We start from the raw sequence: 16695 nt of genomic DNA on the forward strand, positions 1-16695 counted from the left end.
TTTTCTGAATGAGCCGCCACAGCACGGATCTTCCGACATTTCCGGCGGGTTGAAGCAGTTTCGGGGGCTGGGTGTTTCGTTTTGCCGGATTTGAGCTCGATCGGGAGCGCGCCGAGTTGCGCGGTCCGGATGGCGAGGCGATCAAGCTCAGGCCGAAAGCGCTTGAGATGCTGCAGCTATTCGCCGCCAATGCAGGCCGGGTCCTGAGCAAAGAAGAGCTGATGGAGGCGGTCTGGCCGAACGTCCATGTCGGCGAAGACAGCCTGTTCCAATGCATCCGCGAGATTCGCACCGCGCTGGGCGATGACCGGCGCCAGACGATCAAGCTCGTGTCCGGCCGCGGCTACCTGTTCGCCGCCGAGGTGTCGGTTAAACCGCCAGCACCTGCCGTTGCCGTGCAGGCAAGCGCCGAGCCAATCGCAAGCGCGGAACCCGCGAACGAGATTACAACACCGCGGCGACTATTCGGCCTACGCCGGCCGGTGGCTGCGGCCGCCGCAGCGGCCCTCTGCGTGATTGTCGGGTTTGCGGTGGCCGCTCCGACCTTCCGTCCTGATCTCATGTTCAAGCGGTCGCCGCCGACCATTGCGCTAACGCCGATCGTCGATGCGAGCAACGACCCCCGAGGGGCCGGCATGGCGGCGGCTGTAACCGACCGCCTGACCGATGGCTTGGCCAGGGTCGACAATATCCGCGTGGTCGCCCCGGGGGCCGTCGCAGTGGCAGCGGCGCCCACGTCCACGTCCTCGGCACAGTCGGACTTCGTACTGAATGGCGAACTGGAGAGAGGCCCGCAATCGTGGATCTTGCGGGCACGCATGATCCAGACCAACACCGGCGAGGTCCAGGCGGTCGCTACGGCTTCGGTCGACGCCACCGAATTGGACATGCAGTTGCAGCAATCGCGGCTCGCCGCGGGAGCAGGTCATGCGCTGGCACGGCGCCTTAACGCGCTTCTGGAATCCGGCGCCCATCCAGCCGCGACCGGCGACGCCAAAGTTGCGATCGAGCAAGCCACAGCCTCGATCAATCGAACGACACGCGAACGTTTTGCCGCCGCGCAGACCATGCTGGAAAAAGCGCTCGCCGCCGATCCCGTCAATACCGAGCTGCAGATCGCGCTGGCCGCCCTTCAGTTGCGCGGGATTCAAATGACGTGGTACGCGCCGGCCGAACGTGCGGCGGCGGAGCGCAACGCCGGATCGCTGCTGGAGCGCGCGCGGCAGACGACGCCACGTTACATTCCGGTGCTGGAAGCCTATTGCCGCTTCCTGACTGCGACCAACGAGTTCGTTGAAAGTCTGGTGGCTTGCGCGAAAGCATTGAGTTTTGATCCGTGGAACGGGCTCGTTCTCTACCACATCGGCCTGGCGCAGCTTCAATTGGGGCGCTTCGAGGACGCACTGGCAACATTCAAGCAGGCCGATCGCTTCGACACGCCGGAAGTTTCGCGCTGGACCTGGATGCTCGGGGCGGGATGGACCGCCCTGCTCATGGGCCGCAACGAGGAAGCGGTGTCCTGGCTGCAGCGGTCGATCGCCATCACGCCGGCGTCGGGACGCCCCTATATGCTGCTGGCCGTAGCCTATCAGCGCCTGGGCCAGCCGGACGAGGCAAGGACGGCGATGGCAAAGGCCATGGCGTTGAGGCCCGATTCGACGGCGCTCAACATCGGACTGCCAACTCGGAATGCCAGCCCGGCTTTTCTCGCGATGGGCGAGCAAACCATGCAGACGCTGCTCGAGCTCGGATTGCCGGAACGCTGACGAGAGCGCAAAGCGTCGTCGGTGTCTTTCCGTGGTCTGGCGCGACAATCCAGCAATAATAAAGACGCGGCGGAATCGCTTCCGCCGCGCCCGATTCTCGTGCTCGCTGGTCCAGGGCTGAGAGCGCCCCGATGCCAAGCTTTGGACTGCTTAGCGGGCGATCCCAGCGAGGTGACAGCGCTTGAGATAAGACACTGGATCACCTCCTTTCATTGTTGATGGGACACGCAATATAGGGAGCCGATCCGCGCCTGTTAAGGCCGCAAGGCGGACCGGCCGGAACCCGGCTGTTCGTAACGCCTCACGGTGGTTGAGGCAGCCCTTCCGGCGTGATAGTGGATCGTTCATATGCGGGTGTAGCTCAATGGTAGAGCAGCAGCCTTCCAAGCTGAATACGAGGGTTCGATTCCCTTCACCCGCTCCAGCGCTCAGCACCAAAAATCACGATAAAACAACGCGTTGCATGTACTTTCGCATGCGGTCAAATCCGCAGGCGGCGTAGCTATTGGGGTTTCTGCAAACGGACCCGGAGCGGAAATCCTTGGTTCGACATTTGCCGCTTTGGCATAGCGCAGCACTCCATTTGCGATCATTTTTCCGAGGATCAGCTACGGGAGTGGATAAGCTACGGAGGCAAAAAATGAAGCGATCGATTGCCTTGTCGGCATCGCTGATTGTTGGTTTCTCGGCTGCGAGCACTGGAAGCGCGAGCGCCGTAATTTACTGCCAATCCGTTGGCTATCCCGCCAATTGTGTCGTTCGGCCCGGCGTCATCGTGCCGCCAACCCGTGACCTCCGCAGAATGCCACCAGCAATCAATGCCTACCCGAGCGGCATTTTAAGGCAGGACTTGTTCGACAGGAATAACCCGAACAACCTGCGATCGGATTGGCCCAGTCCACCCGCTCAACCGGCCCAGTTCTGAAAGCAGCGCCGCAGCGCCGTCGTGGCTGTATACGGCCCAGATCAGAAGCCGACATCCTCGTTCATGTAGAAGGTGTTGAGGATGGATATCCGAGGCCGATCGGTCTTGATGGGCGGGCGGCCGTGCCAGCTCATCTTTGCCAGCGAGTGATAGGCTTTCAGGACCACGAACGCGTAGCCGAGGTTGGGCAGGAAGGGGATGGTTTTCACAGGCTCGAGGCAATAGGAGCCGACGTGAAACAGGCCCCTGAGGGAAGCCTGATAAAGCGTGGTGCCGAGCGCTTCCTGGCTGCTGTCGCCCGGGCAATAGAGCTGCATCGTTACAACCTTTTTGCGCGTGTCCGGATGCGGCTTGATCTGGTAGCCGTCCCGGTCCCAGTAGAGCACCGGCTTCGCGACCAGCTTCAAATCATCGGGGCGAGGCACCTTGTCGCCGCGAGCACGAATTTCGAGCCCGTCATGCAGTCTGTCCCGTACAGCATGCTCGACCTCCATCGAGGTCAACATGACCGATACCGCAGCCCATGCGGGTCGCAGTGACGGATCGATCTTCTCTACGTTCTCGCCATAGAGCCGCAGCGCCATGCGGGTGCCCGTGCCAGTGATCGGATCATATCCATCAGTGGGAATGCTCCGCACCAGATCCCGGTAAAAATCTGCGGGAAAGAAATCGCGGAAGACGATATGGGGGAAGGGTAAAGAGAAATGGTCCGCCGTCTCGATGCTGGCCACCGCGTGGGCGGTGAGCTCGCCGACTAGATCAGAAGGAGCTGTCTCCGCAAGTGCCACCATAAGGACACCTCAGAACACGCTTACACTTTAACTTGCTTGTTGAATTCCCGTCTTGCGGCCAAAACAAGGCGCGAGCGGCCATCGTGCACAAAAATGAAGGACGCGGCGGCTCAGAATGGGTAGCCCAACCACGACGATTTGTCGGATTCAGTCTGCCGCAAGCGTCCTTTGCCCGGCCATCTAGCAACGAGAGGTACCGATGCTCTACGCCATCCTGGCCTATCACGTCGAAACGGAGGTCATGTCCTGGACGCCGGAGGAAGATGCCGCGCTGATGGCGGACCTGCATAAGGTCCATGACCGCTTGACCAAGGAAGGCCGCCTCGGGCCGGCGGCGCGGCTCGGCGAGACCGGAAAAGCCCGCACCTTGCGCGGTCCGGGCGCCGGCGTCGTGATCGACGGCCCCTTTGCCGAGACCAAGGAGCAACTGCTTGGTTTTTACGTCGTCGACTGCACCAGCGAGGACGCCGCAATCGAAGCCGCGCGCGACCTGCGTCGGGTGAATCCAACGGCCGTGTACGAGATCCGGCCGATCACGCTCTATCTTCCGGGCACGGCCTTTCCACTGACGGAGGCCGTTGACGACAGCGAACCCTCTTAGTCGCAGACCCCTCGCGCTCGCCGGACTGTATCGGACGGATACAGGCCAAATGCGGAGCGGTACAACGCTGCAAAACGGCCCATGTGAGTAAAACCCCACTTCAGTGCAACTTCGCTTACCGGAAGCAGGTTCTCTGGTCGCGATAGCTCATCGTGGATCGCCTCAAGTCGAATTCTTCGCAAATATGCGACAGGCGTCGTGCCATGGATTCTACGAAATCCCGATTCTAGCGATCGGCTGCTAACACCAACCGTCCCAGCAATATCGGCTATCGTAAGCGGCAGATGAAGATTGGCGCGCATATACTCGATAGCCCGCCTGATGTAACGAGGGGGCGCATCCAGTGGGTAGCGGCTCAACCGGTCGATCAGCCGATGGGGGACATTTTCAAGTATGAGCTGTATCGCAGCTTCTGACAGCAGAGCGCTGGCTTTCGGAGAGCGTGCCAGGATCCCGTCATACAAGCCGGTCGTGCTGGCACGAACAAGCTGAAAAAGGATCTGCCCGGCGCCGGTAGACAAATCGACTGTTGGTGTCAAATTGAGATCTTCCAGTGCTGTGCTCCCGAACGTCGCAGACAGCGCCTTTGTAACCATACCCGTATGCAACGTTAGCGTTACACTTGAGTATCTCCCATCCACCGCTTCGACCCTCTGCTCTTGCAACGTCGGAAGCGATACGATGGCGATTTCAGAGGGTGTTCGTTGCACGTTCCTTCCTGAAATGAGCATTTCGGCCTTGCCCGCATTCAGTAAGCTTATCGCAAGCTCTCCCGATGAATTCTCGTATGAATAGCGCCAATCCCAACCAGCAGAAAGTTCCGCCCTTACGACGTCAATTCCTGCTCCAACTGCAACATCCGCATGCCAACGAAATGATTTGCCAGGCCTCGGCGAGGAGCGGGCATTGATCCCGTGAGGTTGGAGTATTTCAAGCAACTCTTGAAACGAAGATCCTGATCGCGTGGGAGGTGCGGCGAGTACATCTTCGTTCATGCAAATCCTGACCATTGGACTTTTGCTGGACGCGAACCGATCTCACCCGCCAGACCGAGTATCCATCGTTCGGGGGCGTCCGCCGGAGGCACAGACCCGCGTCACCACGCTGGCACAGCTTTGGCAAACTCAGGTCGAGGCCTCTTTCTATCAATTCTTTCTCTCAATATCCAATCGTCGAACGAAACATCCAGATCGCGCAACCGAGTCGCGAAAGATAAGATTCGATTTAATTCGTGGGGCCTCTATTCCGAAAAAGCGCCGATCCATTCCCGCAGCGCTCGTTGAAGGCGGGCTCCGCCTGCGGGTGAACGTAGCAAGCCGAGCGTCGGCGTTTGCTGCGTCGGCCAGATCGCCGATCGCTTGCAGGATCACTCCGTGCACTAGCCAAAATCCGAATGCCTCCATCCAGAATGCGAAGGCATCCATGGACTCACGGCGCGTTTGGTCTCAATCCTCCCGACTTACTCCAACAGGTTATGAAAGCATGCTTACAAGAATAACTTGCGTGTTCACGCTCATGGCTCTGTCGTCTATGCCCGCACTGGCCGATGGCTGCGCAGAGCACTTCCAGAGCACCGGCGTTCCGATGGTGACGGGCATGACCCACAAGACTTGGATGATTTTCCCATCAGTCAATCCCAGTGTCGCCCTTGACAAGGTTTCCCGGGCCGTTCTGGCAGAGGGCTTTGTCGGTGTGAACGTGGACAAAAAGCTTGGCACGCTGACCACTCAGCAAGAAACAACCGGATCCGGCCGACCACAAACGTTGCAAGTCGTCGTCCGCAAGGAAGGCAGAGGTAGCCGCGTCGATGCGGTCTTCGTCTTGCCGCCCGGACAATTGGCTCCGGGTGTCAGCAATAACCTGTGCCGCGTCGTGGACGCAGCCGGCCAATAAACACCGCCCATCTGTGAACTTAAGCTGACGCGCGAATTGTAACCGGCCGTGCGTGTACGGTCTCGCCCGGGCCGAGGCCAGGCGAGCCCGTAATCCATGTTCAGGAATCGGGAGGCAGGCGCCGGCCTGCGCCCACAGGAATGAAGCAGGAGATTCGATGCGCATCGATCACATTTTGAAAGTCGTTTTGATGGCCACCACCGGTGCCGTGGCGCTTTCAGCCTCCGCGATTTCGGCTCCGTTACCGACCGGCACGGGTCTTGCGGCCGCGGTCCCGGCATTCACCCAGAAGGTCTGGTGCCGTTACGGACAGTGCTATGACAACGGCGCCGGTGTTGGCGGACTGGTCGGCGGCCTCATCGGCGGCGCCATCGCGGCCGGTGCGGCCACTGCCGCCGCGCAGCAGGAAGCCGCCGCTGCCGCCGCCGCCCAGCAGCACGCGGCCTCTTGCGCGCAGCGCTACCGCTCCTACGATCCAGCGACGAATACGTACGTGGCAAAGGGCCGGCGGTATCCCTGCCAGTAAGTTCTTTGAGATGCAGTCGCGACTGCATCCGGTTTCGGGGCTGCGGTGTGACACCGCCGCCCCTTTTTTGTTTGCTGGGGCCTGCGATAAGAGATTGGCGGTTCGCCGGGCAGGCGGAGAGGTCTGGCCGATCGCTTCGTTCCGAGCACACGTCGACGCGATCATCTCATCCGCGCTTCTGCTCGGAAGCGACAGCAAGGAGAAACTCCGCGAGTGCCTGCTTTCCAGCCTCTTCCGCCGCGCGCTGGGACGAATATCCATCTCCGGTCACTCTGACGCCCATCGGCGCGCCTCTGCGCTTGATTTCCCAGCGCCACGCGGAGCGACATTCGTCGCTGAGGGTCACGATGTAGTATTCGCGCTGGAACACGAGGTGGCTGGTGTCGTGCAAAGCCGGCCCCGTTACGCCGATAGCGGCGGCGTCGCATCCGCCGGCAGCGCACCAACCTTTTTCAGCAGCGGAACGTCAGCCGGACAGGGACCGCCGACACTGACGACATGGCTGCCACGATCGGCTGCGACCGCATGCTTGACGCCGACGGGCACGTGGACGACGCAGCCGGCATGGAAGGGCAGCGAGATGTTATTGGTGTAGTCGTGAATCGTCCCCTCGCCTTCGAGGATGAAGATCGTGTCCTCCGACTGGGTATGGATGTGGGGGACGTTGGCCTCGCCGGGTTCGAGGCAGACATAGTTGAGATTCGCCTGCCAGGCGCCGACGCCGGGCCAGATCACGAAGCGCGCGTCCTTGGAGATCAGCGGCAGACGCAGCGTCGGATGGTCGCGATGAAACAGGCGAATGGCCATGGTCTAGCTCGCTGCGATCGTTGAGTTGGGATTGGCATCCGCCGGGCACGGCCCGCCGATCACCTTGATGCCGGCTGCGCCCGCCTCGATACGATAGCGATCGCCGGCATCGATATGGACCATGTGCCCTTCGGCCACCTCATACCGCGAGCCGCCGGCCGTATCGACGATCGCGCCCTCGCCCGCGATCACGTAGTACACGCAGTCGGACGCATGGCGGAGGTCGATGGTGCGCGCATTCTGCTGCAGCGATACCAGCTGAAAACTGCGGAACGCGGCGCCATTATGCGGCGACAGCACAACCTTCGCGTTGCCCTCGCCCTCCACGATCGGTATTTCTGGACATCCGGCGGCGCTGTCGATGACTCGAACCTGGGAAAACCTGAGATTGGCCATCGCCGCCTATTTTTTGATCCAAACTAAAGTGTTTTTAGTATATTCAAAATCACAAGACACGCAACGTCTTCTTTGCGAAGACCAGGACGAACGGCGCCGGGAGCGTCAGCACATGAGCCAATCCGAGACCGACACGAATGCCGATCTTGCCCATCTGTCGGAGGAAATCGCCGAAACCACCGCGAACACGCTTGCGGCGATCGGCGTGCGCATCCGCGAATTGCGGCAGGCGCGCGGACTGACGCTGCAGGAGCTCGCCGACGTCTCCGGCCTCAGCACCTCCATGCTCAGCCTGGTCGAGCGCGGACGCGCCTCGCCCTCGATCGGATCGCTGATCGTGATCGCGAGCGCGCTCGGCGTCACGATGTCGGATCTGCTCGTCAGCGGCAGCCTTGCCGAGGAGAAGATCGTGGTGCGCGCGTCCGAGGCGCGCGTGGTCGAGACCGCGCAGCATGTCGTGCGGCGGCTGATGCGGGAAGACCGCAGCCGCGGGGTCTCCGTCGCCGTCAACGAATATGCCCCGCATACCGGCAGCGCCGAGCATCCGATCACCCATGACGGATTCGAATATGGCTTCGTGCTGCAGGGAGAATTGACCGTCGAGGTCGACGGCATCAAGCACGTGCTGCGGCAGGGCGATCTCATCGCCTATAGCTCGCGCCGCAAGCACAAGCTCTGGAACCACGGCAAGACCAAGGTCCGCACGCTCTGGTTCAATCTCGATCGCGATTGAGGCCCCCTTATCATCGGCCTCCGCGCAGGATGGCGTGCAGGCGGCCGGGCGTGATCGGAAGCTGCGCGACTGCGCCGGGCTTTTGAATCGCAGCGTCGATGGCCCCCGCGAGTGCAGCGCCGGCCGCGTTGATGCCGCCCTCGCCCGCGCCCTTGACGCCGAGCGGGTTGAGCGGCGACGGCGCATCCTCGCGCAGGAGCACTTCGACCTCCGGCACCTCGTGACAGGTCGGCATCAGATAATCGGCGAAGCTCGCCGCCAGCGGCTGGCCGTTCTCGTCATAAACGAACTCTTCCAGGAACGCGCCGCCGACGCCCTGCGCCACGCCGCCCACGATCTGCCCCTCGATCAGCATCGGATTGACGGCGCGCCCGACGTCGTAGGCGACGACATAGCGCTCGATGGTGACGGCACAAGTTGCGGGATCGACACGTACCTGTGCGGCGTGGATGCCATATGGATAGGTCATATGCGAGGAGGCGAAACGCCCCTCTCCCGTCAAGCCGCCCGTCTCTTCGAGATGCGCGGCAACATCGCCAAGCGACAGTGAGGCGCTGCCGTTGACGGTTTCGATCATGCCGTTCGACAGACGCAGTGCCTCCGGCGTGGCCTGCAACAGCCTTGCCGCTACTTCCAGCGCGGTAGCGCGCAGTGCTTCGGCGGCGATCTTCACGGCCGAGCCCGCCATGACGGTGACGCGCGAGGCAAAGGCGCCGAAGCCGATTTCGATCCGGTCGGTCTGGCCATGGATCACGCGGATGCGCTCGATCGGCACCTGCAGCGTCGCAGCGCAAATCTGCGCCAGCGCAGTCTCGACACCCTGCCCGACCGAGGCAACGCCGGTGACGATCTCGATATCGCCGCGCAGGTCGACCCTCATCCGCACCAGATCCTGCGGACCGAGACCGCTCTTCTCGACGAAATAGCCGAGGCCCAGGCCGACCAACTCGCCGCGGCTCCGACGCTCCGTGAGCTGTTGCTGCAGCCGGTCATAATCGAGATGCGCCAGCACGCGCTCGAGCAGATCAGCGTACTTGCCGGAGTCGTAGACGACCCTGGTTCCGAGCGTCTCGAAGCCGCGATCGAACGGCATCGCGGCCTCGCTGATCAGGTTCACGCGGCGCACTTCGACCGGCGAAAGCCCCAACTCGATGGCGATCGCGTCGATCAGCCGCTCGCACGCGAACGTCGATTCGTAGCGGCCGGGCGCGCGATAGGTGCCGGCCGGCGTCTTGTTGGTGAGCCGGATATGGCCCGCGACATCATAGGCGGGAATGACGTAGGGACCCGGCAGCAGACCGGCCGAGAGATCGGTGACGGTGGTGCCGTGGGTGCGCACATAGGCGCCCTGGTCGGTGAAGAAATCCGCCTTCAGGCCAAGGATGAATCCGCGCGAGTCGACAGCGGCCTTGAGCCGATAGACCTGGTCGCGCGAATGGTTGGCCGCGAGCAGATGCTCCCTGCGATCCTCGATCCATTTCACCGGCCGCTTCAGCCGCAGCGCCGCGGCGCAGACCAGCACGTCCTCGGGATAGAGCTCGCCGCGGATGCCAAAGCCACCGCCGACATGGCCTTCGCTGAGCTCAAGCCGCCCCGCCGCAAGGCCGAGCATCCTGCTGATGGCGTCGCGGTTGTAGTGCGGCACCTTGGCGGCGCCGTAGAGCCGCAACGTATCCTTCTCTGTGTCGTAGACACACAACCCGCCGCGGGTCTCCATCGGCACACCGGTGTGGCGCCCGATCTTCACCTCCAGTTCGACGACTATGTGCGCGCCGGCAAAGGCCGCGTCGAGATCACCATAGCCGCGGCGGATCACCGCCGGCTCGGACATCAATCCGGGGTGAACATCGGGCATGAACGCCACGGGCTCGGCAGTGGCATCGAGCTGCGGCTCCAGTTCCTCGATATCGCAAAACACCAGATCGGCCGCATCCTCGGCGACATAGGGATCGACAGCAACGACCACGGCCACGGGCTCGCCGACATAACGCACATAGTCGCGCGCCAGCACGAATTGCCGGTAGGGCGCGAGCCGCTCCAGCCCCATCTGGCGGAAATCGATCGGCGGCAGGTGGTCGAGGTCGACGATGGTCCAGATCGCGACGACGCCCTCGAGCGCAGTGGCCTCTTCGGTCTCGACGCCGAGAATGCGGCCGAAAGCGACCGGCGAGCGCACCACGCGCATGTGAAGCTGGCTGGGCCAGTTGCAGTCGGCGGCGAACGCGCCCTGGCCCATCAGCAGCGGACGGTCCTCGATCCGCCGGAGCGAGCGGCCAACAAAGCTCATGCCCGCGTTCTCGCCCGCATTTCGCGCGCGGCCAGCCGCACCGCCTTGACGATGTTCTGATAGCCGGTGCAGCGGCAAAGATTCGATGACAGCACGTCCTTGATGTCGTCGTCGGACATATCCGGATTTTCCTGCAGCGCGCCGGCGGCGAGCATCAGGAAACCCGGGGTGCAGAAGCCGCATTGCAAACCGTGATTTTCCCAGAACGCCTGCTGCAGCGGATGCAGCGTCTCGCCGTCGGCCAGTCCCTCGACGGTCTGCACCGTCTTGCCCTCGGCCTGCACGCCGAACATCAGGCAGGAGCGGACCGGCTTGTCGTTCACCAGCACGGTGCAGGCACCGCAGACGCCGTGCTCGCAGCCGAGATGCGTGCCCGTCAATCCGCAATCGTCACGCAGGACGTCGGCAAGGCTCCGTCGCGGCTCGATCGATACCGCGTAAGTCTTGCCGTTCACGGCAAGGGTGATGTCGCGCTTGTCAGGCATAGCTCGCAACTCCAGCCTGGCGCAGCGCCTCGCGGACGCGCTGCGGGGTTGCAGGCAGTTCGAACAGTTCGATGCCGAAAGGCGCCAGCGCGTCGCAGATCGCGTTGACGATCGCCGCCGGCGCGCCGATCGCCCCGCCCTCGCCGACGCCCTTCGCCTTGGTCACGCTCTCGGGCGAGACGGTTTCCATGTGCATGATCTCGATCTCCGGAATCTCCGCCGCGGTCGGCGGCAGATAATCGGCAAAGGACGCGGTCAGGAGATTGCCGGTGTCGTCGTAGACGATCTCCTCGAACAGCGCATTCGCAATCCCCTGCGCGACGCCTCCGGTGATCTGGCCGTCGACGATCATCGGATTGATCAGGACGCCGGCGTCCTCGGCGACGAGAAAGCGCTCGATGCTGACGCCGCCGGTCTCGATGTCGACCTCGACAAAAGCGATGTGGCAGGCATTGGAGAATGTGCCGCCGGGATCGTAGACCGCGCTCTCATGCAGTCCGGGCAATAGCCCCTTGAAGCGATGGCTCTGGTGATAGGCAGCCCGCGCCAGCGCACCGATCTCCATGGCCTGGTTGGAATGGCTGACCCGTGCCCAACCGTCTTTCAACTCGATGTTGTCCGGTGACGTTTCCATCAGCGTTGCCGCGATCGTCTTGAGCTTCACCGCAACCTTCCCCGCCGCGAGCTTCGATGCGCCGCCGGCGATCACCATCGAACGGCTGGCGAAGGTGCCCCAGCCATAGGGCGTCGCGTCGGTATCGCCCGAGATGATCCGGATGCGCTGCGGCTCGATGCCGAGCTCGTCGGACACCAGTTGCGCGAGGCTGGTCTTCAGGCCCTGACCATGCGGCGACGAGCCGATGCGCAGTACGACATCGCCGGAAGGGTCCATGCTGCAATCGACGATCTCATAGCCGGGCACGATCTCCATGCCCCGCGCGGCATAAGCCGGCGTGCCGTAGCCGGTGCGTTCGCTGAACACGGAAAGGCCGACGCCGAGATAGCGTCCGCGCTCGCGCATCGCGGCCTGCCGTTCGCGGAACGCCGGCAGGTCGGCAGCATCGAGCGCCACCTCCATCGCCTGCAGATAGCTTCCTTCATCATAGACAAGGCCGGTCGGCGAGCGATGCGGGAACGTCTTGATCAGGTTGCGGCGGCGGATCTCGGCGGCATCGATGCCGAGCCGTTTCGCTGCGACATCCATCATCCGCTCCATGGAGAAGGTCAGCGTCGGCCGCGACACGCCGCGATACGGCGCCATCATGCAGGTGTTGGTGGTCACGCCGCGCGAGCGGACGCCGTATTCGGCGAAATCATATGGGCCCGGCAGTTCGGCAAAAGCCATCAATGGCTCGACGCCGCAGGTCACGGGATAGCAGGAGAACGCGCCGATGTTGGAACGCAAATCCGCATCCAGCCCAAGCAGCCTGCCGTCCCCGGCAAAGGCCCCGCGCAGGCTGAAGGCCTGATCGCGGCCATGGGCGGAGGCGAGCAGGTTTTCGCGGCGATCTTCGATCCAGGCGACGCTCCGCTTTAGCTTTCGCGCCAGCCACACCAGCACGACATATTCGGGGAATAGCGACATCTTCTGCCCGAAGCCGCCGCCGACATCTGGCGCGATCACGCGCAAATCCGACTCTGGCATGCCGAGCGTGTCGGCGATGCCGGTTCTGAGCATATGCGGCATCTGCACCGACGCGGTTAGCGTGACGCGTCCCGACGCGGCATCATATTCGGCGAGCCCGCCACGGTTCTCCATTGGCGCCGCCGATTGCCGGTGCGAGCGCACGTCCAGCGTGACGATCTCGGCGGCATCCGCAAAGGCCTTATCGAGTCCTTGCGTCCTCATGCGCCCTTCGACCAGCACATTGGATGCAGCTTCGGGATGCACCGGCGTTGCATCGGGGGCCAGCGCGGCCTCGAAATCGATGATCGCATCCGCGACGTCGATATCGACGAACACCTGCTCGGCGATATCTTCCGCTAGCGCCGGATCGTCGGCGACGACGACCGCGATCGCCTGCCCGCAGAAGCTGACGCGATCGACCGGCAGTATGGGCTGGCCGATCGCGACGTAATCGGGCCGATGCAGAATGGGGCGGATCGGCTTCACGTCGGCAAGGTCCCGCCCGGTGAAGATGATTCCATCCGATGGAATCTCAATATCGACGATCGTCCCGCGCGCCACCGGACTGCGCACGAAGCAGACGGCAGCCGCCTTGCTCGCACGATCGGCCACATAGCTGCCGCCGCCTTTCAATAGCGCCGGATCTTCCAGCCGTGGCAGCCGTCGGCCGATCCAGTTCATGCCAGCGCCTCGGTCAATGCGCGCTTGACAGAAGCGGCGATCAGATCGCGCCGATATTCGGGAGACGCATGAATGTCTCCGCTCGGCTCGATCATGCCGCGCGCCTCGCGGGCGATACTGTCGATGACATCAGAGGACGCGGACTTCCCGACAAGCTGATCTTCCAGCGCCCCAAGGCGGATCGCGCGATCGGCGACACCGCCGACGCCTAGCCGGGCCTCCCGGATCGTACTGCCTTCAACCCTGGCCGCCGCCACCGCCATCCCGAGCGCAAAGTCGCCGGCCCGTCGCGAGAACTCGTAGAAGCCCACGCGCCAATCCGGCGTCATGATTGGAAGGCGGATTTCGGTCAGGATTTCGTCGGGTTCGAGCGCGGTCGTGAACGTGCCGTGGAAGAAATCGCTTGCGGCAATCCCCCGTTCGCCGCGCGCGCTCCTTGCGACCATCTCGGCGCGAAGGGTCGTGGCGACCAGGCACCATTCCGAGGCGGGATCGGCGTGCGACAGGCTTCCCGCAAAGGTGCCGCGCTGGCGGATCGGATAATGCGCGATGTGACGCACGACCTTTGCCAGGAGCGCGCCGAGCGGCCCCTCGACCACCGGCCGATGGAACGCGGCGTGCCGCGTCAGCGCACCGATCTTCAACTGACCGGCGTCCGCGCGCAGGTGATCCAATTCGTCGAGGTCGTTGATATCGATGAGGATAGCGGGCCGCGCCAGGCGGAAATTCATCGCCGGAACCAGGCTCTGGCCGCCGGCCAGGATCTTGCAATCGTCCTTATGTGTCGCGAGCAGCGCAAGCGCTTCGCCGAGACTTGCCGGCCTGAGATAGTCGAACGCTGCAGCCTTCACATTTCAACCTTGCTCAATTTTATTTAGTCTGATTAACATGCCCCCATTGCGGTGTCTACTGTTCGGGACGGTTGTCTGCATGGGTTGGTCCAGGGCCGAGGGGCAAAAGCGCAGAGCGGCCGGCGGCCGCGCTTTCGCTTCTCCCGATGCGCCGGGTGGTTTCAACTCAACGGGCGCGCCATTCCGCAAGCAGGTCGGCGGCGTCAGTGACGACGCCAAGATGCAACGACACCATCTTCAGCGCGGCGTCTTCCATCTCCTCGTTGGTACCGCGCACGAGATCGCGCAGCACGACAACGCGATAGCTGAGATTGCTGGCGTCGAACGCTGCGTTGAGGATGCAACAATCTGTCATGCCCCCGTCGAGCACCACGGTGCGGACGTTCATCTGCCGCAGCAGGAAATCAAGATCGGTGGCGAAGAACGGCGACAGCCGTTTCTTGCCGGCGACGACGAGGTCTTGCGGCTCCACATGGGTGACGAATTCAGTCCAGCGCGAGCCTTCGATCGCGTGCGCATCGGAGTTGGGGATCGCGCCGACATAGAGCGGAAAGGTGCGCCGCCATGCCGACGGAATGCCGGCGATGTCGTCGACCCCGCCCTTGCGCAGCACCGACTTGACGTGGATCACCGGCACGCCGATCGCGCGCGCGGCGGCATGGAACTGATCGATCGGCACCACGATCTCTCGCGCGCGCGGCGCGGGACAAGGACAATCCGGCGTATCGGCGAGATGTCCCTGGTGCATGTCGACGGAGATGATCGCGGTCCGCGAGGCCTGCGTGAAATCCTCGAACCCCTGCGGCAGCTCGCGCTTCGCACCGTACACATAAGCCTTCATCATTTCTCCTATCGCCGAAGCAGTTTTCCGTTCCGCGCCAACGCACGCATCGATCACAGCGCATCGGCGCTCGCCAAGCAATATTCAAGCCGCGACGAGGCGCTCGCGCAAACGCGCCAACATCAATCACACACCAATTTTCGGTTGCGCCTTGCGCGTGACCAGATGCCGCCGGGCAACACACTGGAATGTGCGGGCCGAAAGCAAGCTCGCTTCGCTCATTCCTGCGCGCGACGGCACGCGGTCGCGCGGCGAAGAGAATGCAAGGGGGACTGCCCATCGATTGGCTCGACGGTGACTAAACAATTGGCGTGCTATTTTTTCCAACAATGCGAAGATTTTTTCGGAACCCGTCCTGAACGGTCGACAAATTTTCGCACATCGAGAGGATTTTGCGTGATGCGCTGGACTACAATCCCTGTTCTTGCCGCTGCCCTGACAGGCGGCGCGGCAGCCGCCTATGCCGCCGGGTTCACACTCCCGGCGCCGGCCAAGATTGCGTTCCTCTATTTCGCCGAGAAGAGCGATGGCGGCTGGACGCAAGCCTATGACGAGGCGCGCCCGAAGATCGAGAAGGACGTCGGCATGCAGATTCCCTTCGTCGAAAATGTGCCTGAAGTTGCAGGACAGATCACGCCGGCTGCGGAGCGTTTCATCCAGCGCGGCTACAATGTGATCATCGGCACCGCGTTCGGCTATTCCGACACCTTCAAGGAGCTGTCGCAGAAATATCCGAAAGTCGCGTTCCTCAACGGCTCCGGCACCACCAACGGCCCGAACCTCGAGTCCTTCTACGGCCGCACCTATGAGAGCCAGTATCTTTGCGGCATGATCGCGGGTGCGATGTCGAAGTCCGGCAAGCTCGGATTCGTCGCTGCGCATCCGATCGGCCCGGTGAACTGGACCATCAATGCCTATGAATTAGGCGCGCAGAAGATGAATCCGAAGGCCACTGTGACCGTGGTCTTCACCGGCGCCTGGAACGATCCGGTCAAGGAACGCGCCGCGGCGCAGGCGATGGCCGACCAGGGCATCGACGTGATCGGCCAGCACGTCGACACCCCGACGCCGCAGATCGTCGCGCAAGAGCGCGGCATCTACGGCACCGGCCATCACCGCGATCTCCGCGAGTTCGCGCCGAAGGCAACGCTGTGCTCCTCGGCCTGGACCTGGGAAAAATTCCTCGGGCCCGAACTGAAGAAGATCGCGGCGGGCAATTGGGAGCCCAATCCCTACGGCGCCTTCCCCGGCATCAAGGATGGCGGCACCGACATCGCCTGCTGCAACAGCGTTGTGCCGAAGGACGTCGTCGACAAGGTGATGGCCGAGCGCGACGCCATCATCGCCGGCAAGCAGATCTTCGCCGGTCCGATCAAGGACACGGCCGGCACCGTCCGCGTCGCCGAGGGCAAGTCGCTCGACGATGCCGGCTTCTGGAAGATGGACTGGTTCGTCCCTGGTGTCATCACTCAGAAATAGGCGAGC

General features: G+C 62.8%; 16 protein-coding genes and 1 tRNA gene. 7 read left to right on the forward strand and 10 right to left on the reverse strand.

Features of this window, described 5'->3' with window-relative positions:
- Positions 1-71 precede the first annotated feature (71 nt).
- Together ACZIRK_RS18415 and ACZIRK_RS18420 are read left to right on the forward strand one after the other, a co-directional pair.
- Entirely contained in the window at positions 72-1766 is a 1695-nt protein-coding gene (locus ACZIRK_RS18415) for a tetratricopeptide repeat protein (protein WP_130225633.1), read from the forward strand.
- A gap of 350 nt (positions 1767-2116) precedes the next feature.
- Positions 2117-2190 (forward strand) — tRNA-Gly (locus ACZIRK_RS18420).
- A gap of 542 nt (positions 2191-2732) precedes the next feature.
- Here ACZIRK_RS18420 and ACZIRK_RS18425 read toward each other — a convergent pair.
- Positions 2733-3422 (reverse strand): hypothetical protein, encoded by a 690-nt coding sequence (locus tag ACZIRK_RS18425; RefSeq protein WP_474418290.1) that lies wholly within the window; start codon positions 3420-3422, stop codon positions 2733-2735.
- A 259-nt stretch (positions 3423-3681) separates the two neighbouring features.
- Between ACZIRK_RS18425 and ACZIRK_RS18430 the strand changes: the two genes are divergently transcribed.
- Positions 3682-4083, forward strand: coding sequence for a YciI family protein (locus ACZIRK_RS18430; RefSeq protein WP_130225635.1), 402 nt, complete (start codon positions 3682-3684; stop codon positions 4081-4083).
- Here ACZIRK_RS18430 and ACZIRK_RS18435 read toward each other — a convergent pair.
- On the reverse strand, positions 4080-5078 hold the full coding sequence (locus ACZIRK_RS18435) for a helix-turn-helix domain-containing protein (protein ID WP_245474687.1): 999 nt from the start codon (positions 5076-5078) through the stop codon (positions 4080-4082). The genes ACZIRK_RS18430 and ACZIRK_RS18435 overlap by 4 nt on opposite strands.
- Before the next feature lie 508 nt (positions 5079-5586).
- Between ACZIRK_RS18435 and ACZIRK_RS18440 the strand changes: the two genes are divergently transcribed.
- On the forward strand, positions 5587-5976 hold the full coding sequence (locus ACZIRK_RS18440) for a hypothetical protein (protein ID WP_245287255.1): 390 nt from the start codon (positions 5587-5589) through the stop codon (positions 5974-5976).
- Between the two features lie 157 nt (positions 5977-6133).
- Positions 6134-6502, forward strand: a complete 369-nt coding sequence (locus tag ACZIRK_RS18445; protein ID WP_028163322.1) for a BA14K family protein — start codon at positions 6134-6136, stop codon at positions 6500-6502.
- A gap of 166 nt (positions 6503-6668) precedes the next feature.
- Here the strand turns inward: ACZIRK_RS18445 and ACZIRK_RS18450 are convergent, their stop codons facing one another.
- Genes ACZIRK_RS18450 through ACZIRK_RS18460 form a run of 3 tightly spaced genes read right to left on the reverse strand, consistent with a single transcriptional unit; the run spans position 6669 to position 7705 of the window.
- Complete coding sequence (locus ACZIRK_RS18450; protein ID WP_130225636.1) at positions 6669-6893, reverse strand: hypothetical protein; 225 nt, start codon at positions 6891-6893, stop codon at positions 6669-6671.
- Positions 6894-6904: 11 nt separating this feature from the next.
- Positions 6905-7309, reverse strand: a complete 405-nt coding sequence (locus tag ACZIRK_RS18455; RefSeq protein WP_130225637.1) for a cupin domain-containing protein — start codon at positions 7307-7309, stop codon at positions 6905-6907.
- Between the two features lie 3 nt (positions 7310-7312).
- Positions 7313-7705, reverse strand: a complete 393-nt coding sequence (locus tag ACZIRK_RS18460; protein WP_028163320.1) for a cupin domain-containing protein — start codon at positions 7703-7705, stop codon at positions 7313-7315.
- 112 nt (positions 7706-7817) lie between these two features.
- Between ACZIRK_RS18460 and ACZIRK_RS18465 the strand changes: the two genes are divergently transcribed.
- A complete protein-coding gene (locus ACZIRK_RS18465; RefSeq protein ID WP_028163319.1) occupies positions 7818-8438 on the forward strand; it encodes a helix-turn-helix domain-containing protein in 621 nt (206 codons plus the stop codon).
- Positions 8439-8448: 10 nt separating this feature from the next.
- Here ACZIRK_RS18465 and ACZIRK_RS18470 read toward each other — a convergent pair whose 3' ends face one another.
- The 5 genes from ACZIRK_RS18470 to ACZIRK_RS18490 form a co-directional block, all read right to left on the reverse strand.
- Positions 8449-10725, reverse strand: coding sequence for a xanthine dehydrogenase family protein molybdopterin-binding subunit (locus ACZIRK_RS18470; RefSeq protein WP_130225639.1), 2277 nt, complete (start codon positions 10723-10725; stop codon positions 8449-8451).
- The gene (locus tag ACZIRK_RS18475; protein WP_130225640.1) at positions 10722-11210 is read right to left on the reverse strand and encodes a (2Fe-2S)-binding protein; all 489 of its coding nucleotides are present in this window, start codon (positions 11208-11210) and stop codon (positions 10722-10724) included. Before ACZIRK_RS18475 ends, ACZIRK_RS18470 begins: the two co-directional genes overlap by 4 nt.
- On the reverse strand, positions 11203-13518 hold the full coding sequence (locus tag ACZIRK_RS18480) for a xanthine dehydrogenase family protein molybdopterin-binding subunit (protein WP_130225641.1): 2316 nt from the start codon (positions 13516-13518) through the stop codon (positions 11203-11205). Before ACZIRK_RS18480 ends, ACZIRK_RS18475 begins: the two co-directional genes overlap by 8 nt.
- A complete protein-coding gene (locus ACZIRK_RS18485) occupies positions 13515-14369 on the reverse strand; it encodes an FAD binding domain-containing protein (RefSeq protein WP_130225642.1) in 855 nt (284 codons plus the stop codon). Before ACZIRK_RS18485 ends, ACZIRK_RS18480 begins: the two co-directional genes overlap by 4 nt.
- Positions 14370-14535: 166 nt before the next feature.
- Positions 14536-15210 (reverse strand): cysteine hydrolase family protein, encoded by a 675-nt coding sequence (locus tag ACZIRK_RS18490; RefSeq protein WP_130225643.1) that lies wholly within the window; start codon positions 15208-15210, stop codon positions 14536-14538.
- Between the two features lie 399 nt (positions 15211-15609).
- Between ACZIRK_RS18490 and ACZIRK_RS18495 the strand changes: the two genes are divergently transcribed.
- Positions 15610-16689 carry a BMP family ABC transporter substrate-binding protein gene (locus ACZIRK_RS18495; protein ID WP_130225644.1) on the forward strand — a complete coding sequence of 360 codons (1080 nt, stop codon included), beginning with the start codon at positions 15610-15612 and terminating at the stop codon, positions 16687-16689.
- Positions 16690-16695 lie beyond the last annotated feature (6 nt).

The sequence above is a fragment of the Bradyrhizobium sp. Leo114 genome (assembly GCF_055229415.2).

What these genes read in the sequence shown, in the direction of transcription:
- ACZIRK_RS18430 (WP_130225635.1), top strand. Translation starts at nt 3,682, where the DNA reads ATGCTCTACGCCATCCTGGCCTATCACGTCGAAACGGAGGTCATGTCC.
- ACZIRK_RS18435 (WP_245474687.1), bottom strand. Translation starts at nt 5,078, where the DNA reads ATGAACGAAGATGTACTCGCCGCACCTCCCACGCGATCAGGATCTTCG.
- ACZIRK_RS18445 (WP_028163322.1), top strand. Translation starts at nt 6,134, where the DNA reads ATGCGCATCGATCACATTTTGAAAGTCGTTTTGATGGCCACCACCGGT.
- ACZIRK_RS18455 (WP_130225637.1), bottom strand. Translation starts at nt 7,309, where the DNA reads ATGGCCATTCGCCTGTTTCATCGCGACCATCCGACGCTGCGTCTGCCG.
- ACZIRK_RS18460 (WP_028163320.1), bottom strand. Translation starts at nt 7,705, where the DNA reads ATGGCCAATCTCAGGTTTTCCCAGGTTCGAGTCATCGACAGCGCCGCC.
- ACZIRK_RS18465 (WP_028163319.1), top strand. Translation starts at nt 7,818, where the DNA reads ATGAGCCAATCCGAGACCGACACGAATGCCGATCTTGCCCATCTGTCG.
- ACZIRK_RS18470 (WP_130225639.1), bottom strand. Translation starts at nt 10,725, where the DNA reads ATGAGCTTTGTTGGCCGCTCGCTCCGGCGGATCGAGGACCGTCCGCTG.
- ACZIRK_RS18475 (WP_130225640.1), bottom strand. Translation starts at nt 11,210, where the DNA reads ATGCCTGACAAGCGCGACATCACCCTTGCCGTGAACGGCAAGACTTAC.
- ACZIRK_RS18480 (WP_130225641.1), bottom strand. Translation starts at nt 13,518, where the DNA reads ATGAACTGGATCGGCCGACGGCTGCCACGGCTGGAAGATCCGGCGCTA.
- ACZIRK_RS18490 (WP_130225643.1), bottom strand. Translation starts at nt 15,210, where the DNA reads ATGAAGGCTTATGTGTACGGTGCGAAGCGCGAGCTGCCGCAGGGGTTC.
- ACZIRK_RS18495 (WP_130225644.1), top strand. Translation starts at nt 15,610, where the DNA reads ATGCGCTGGACTACAATCCCTGTTCTTGCCGCTGCCCTGACAGGCGGC.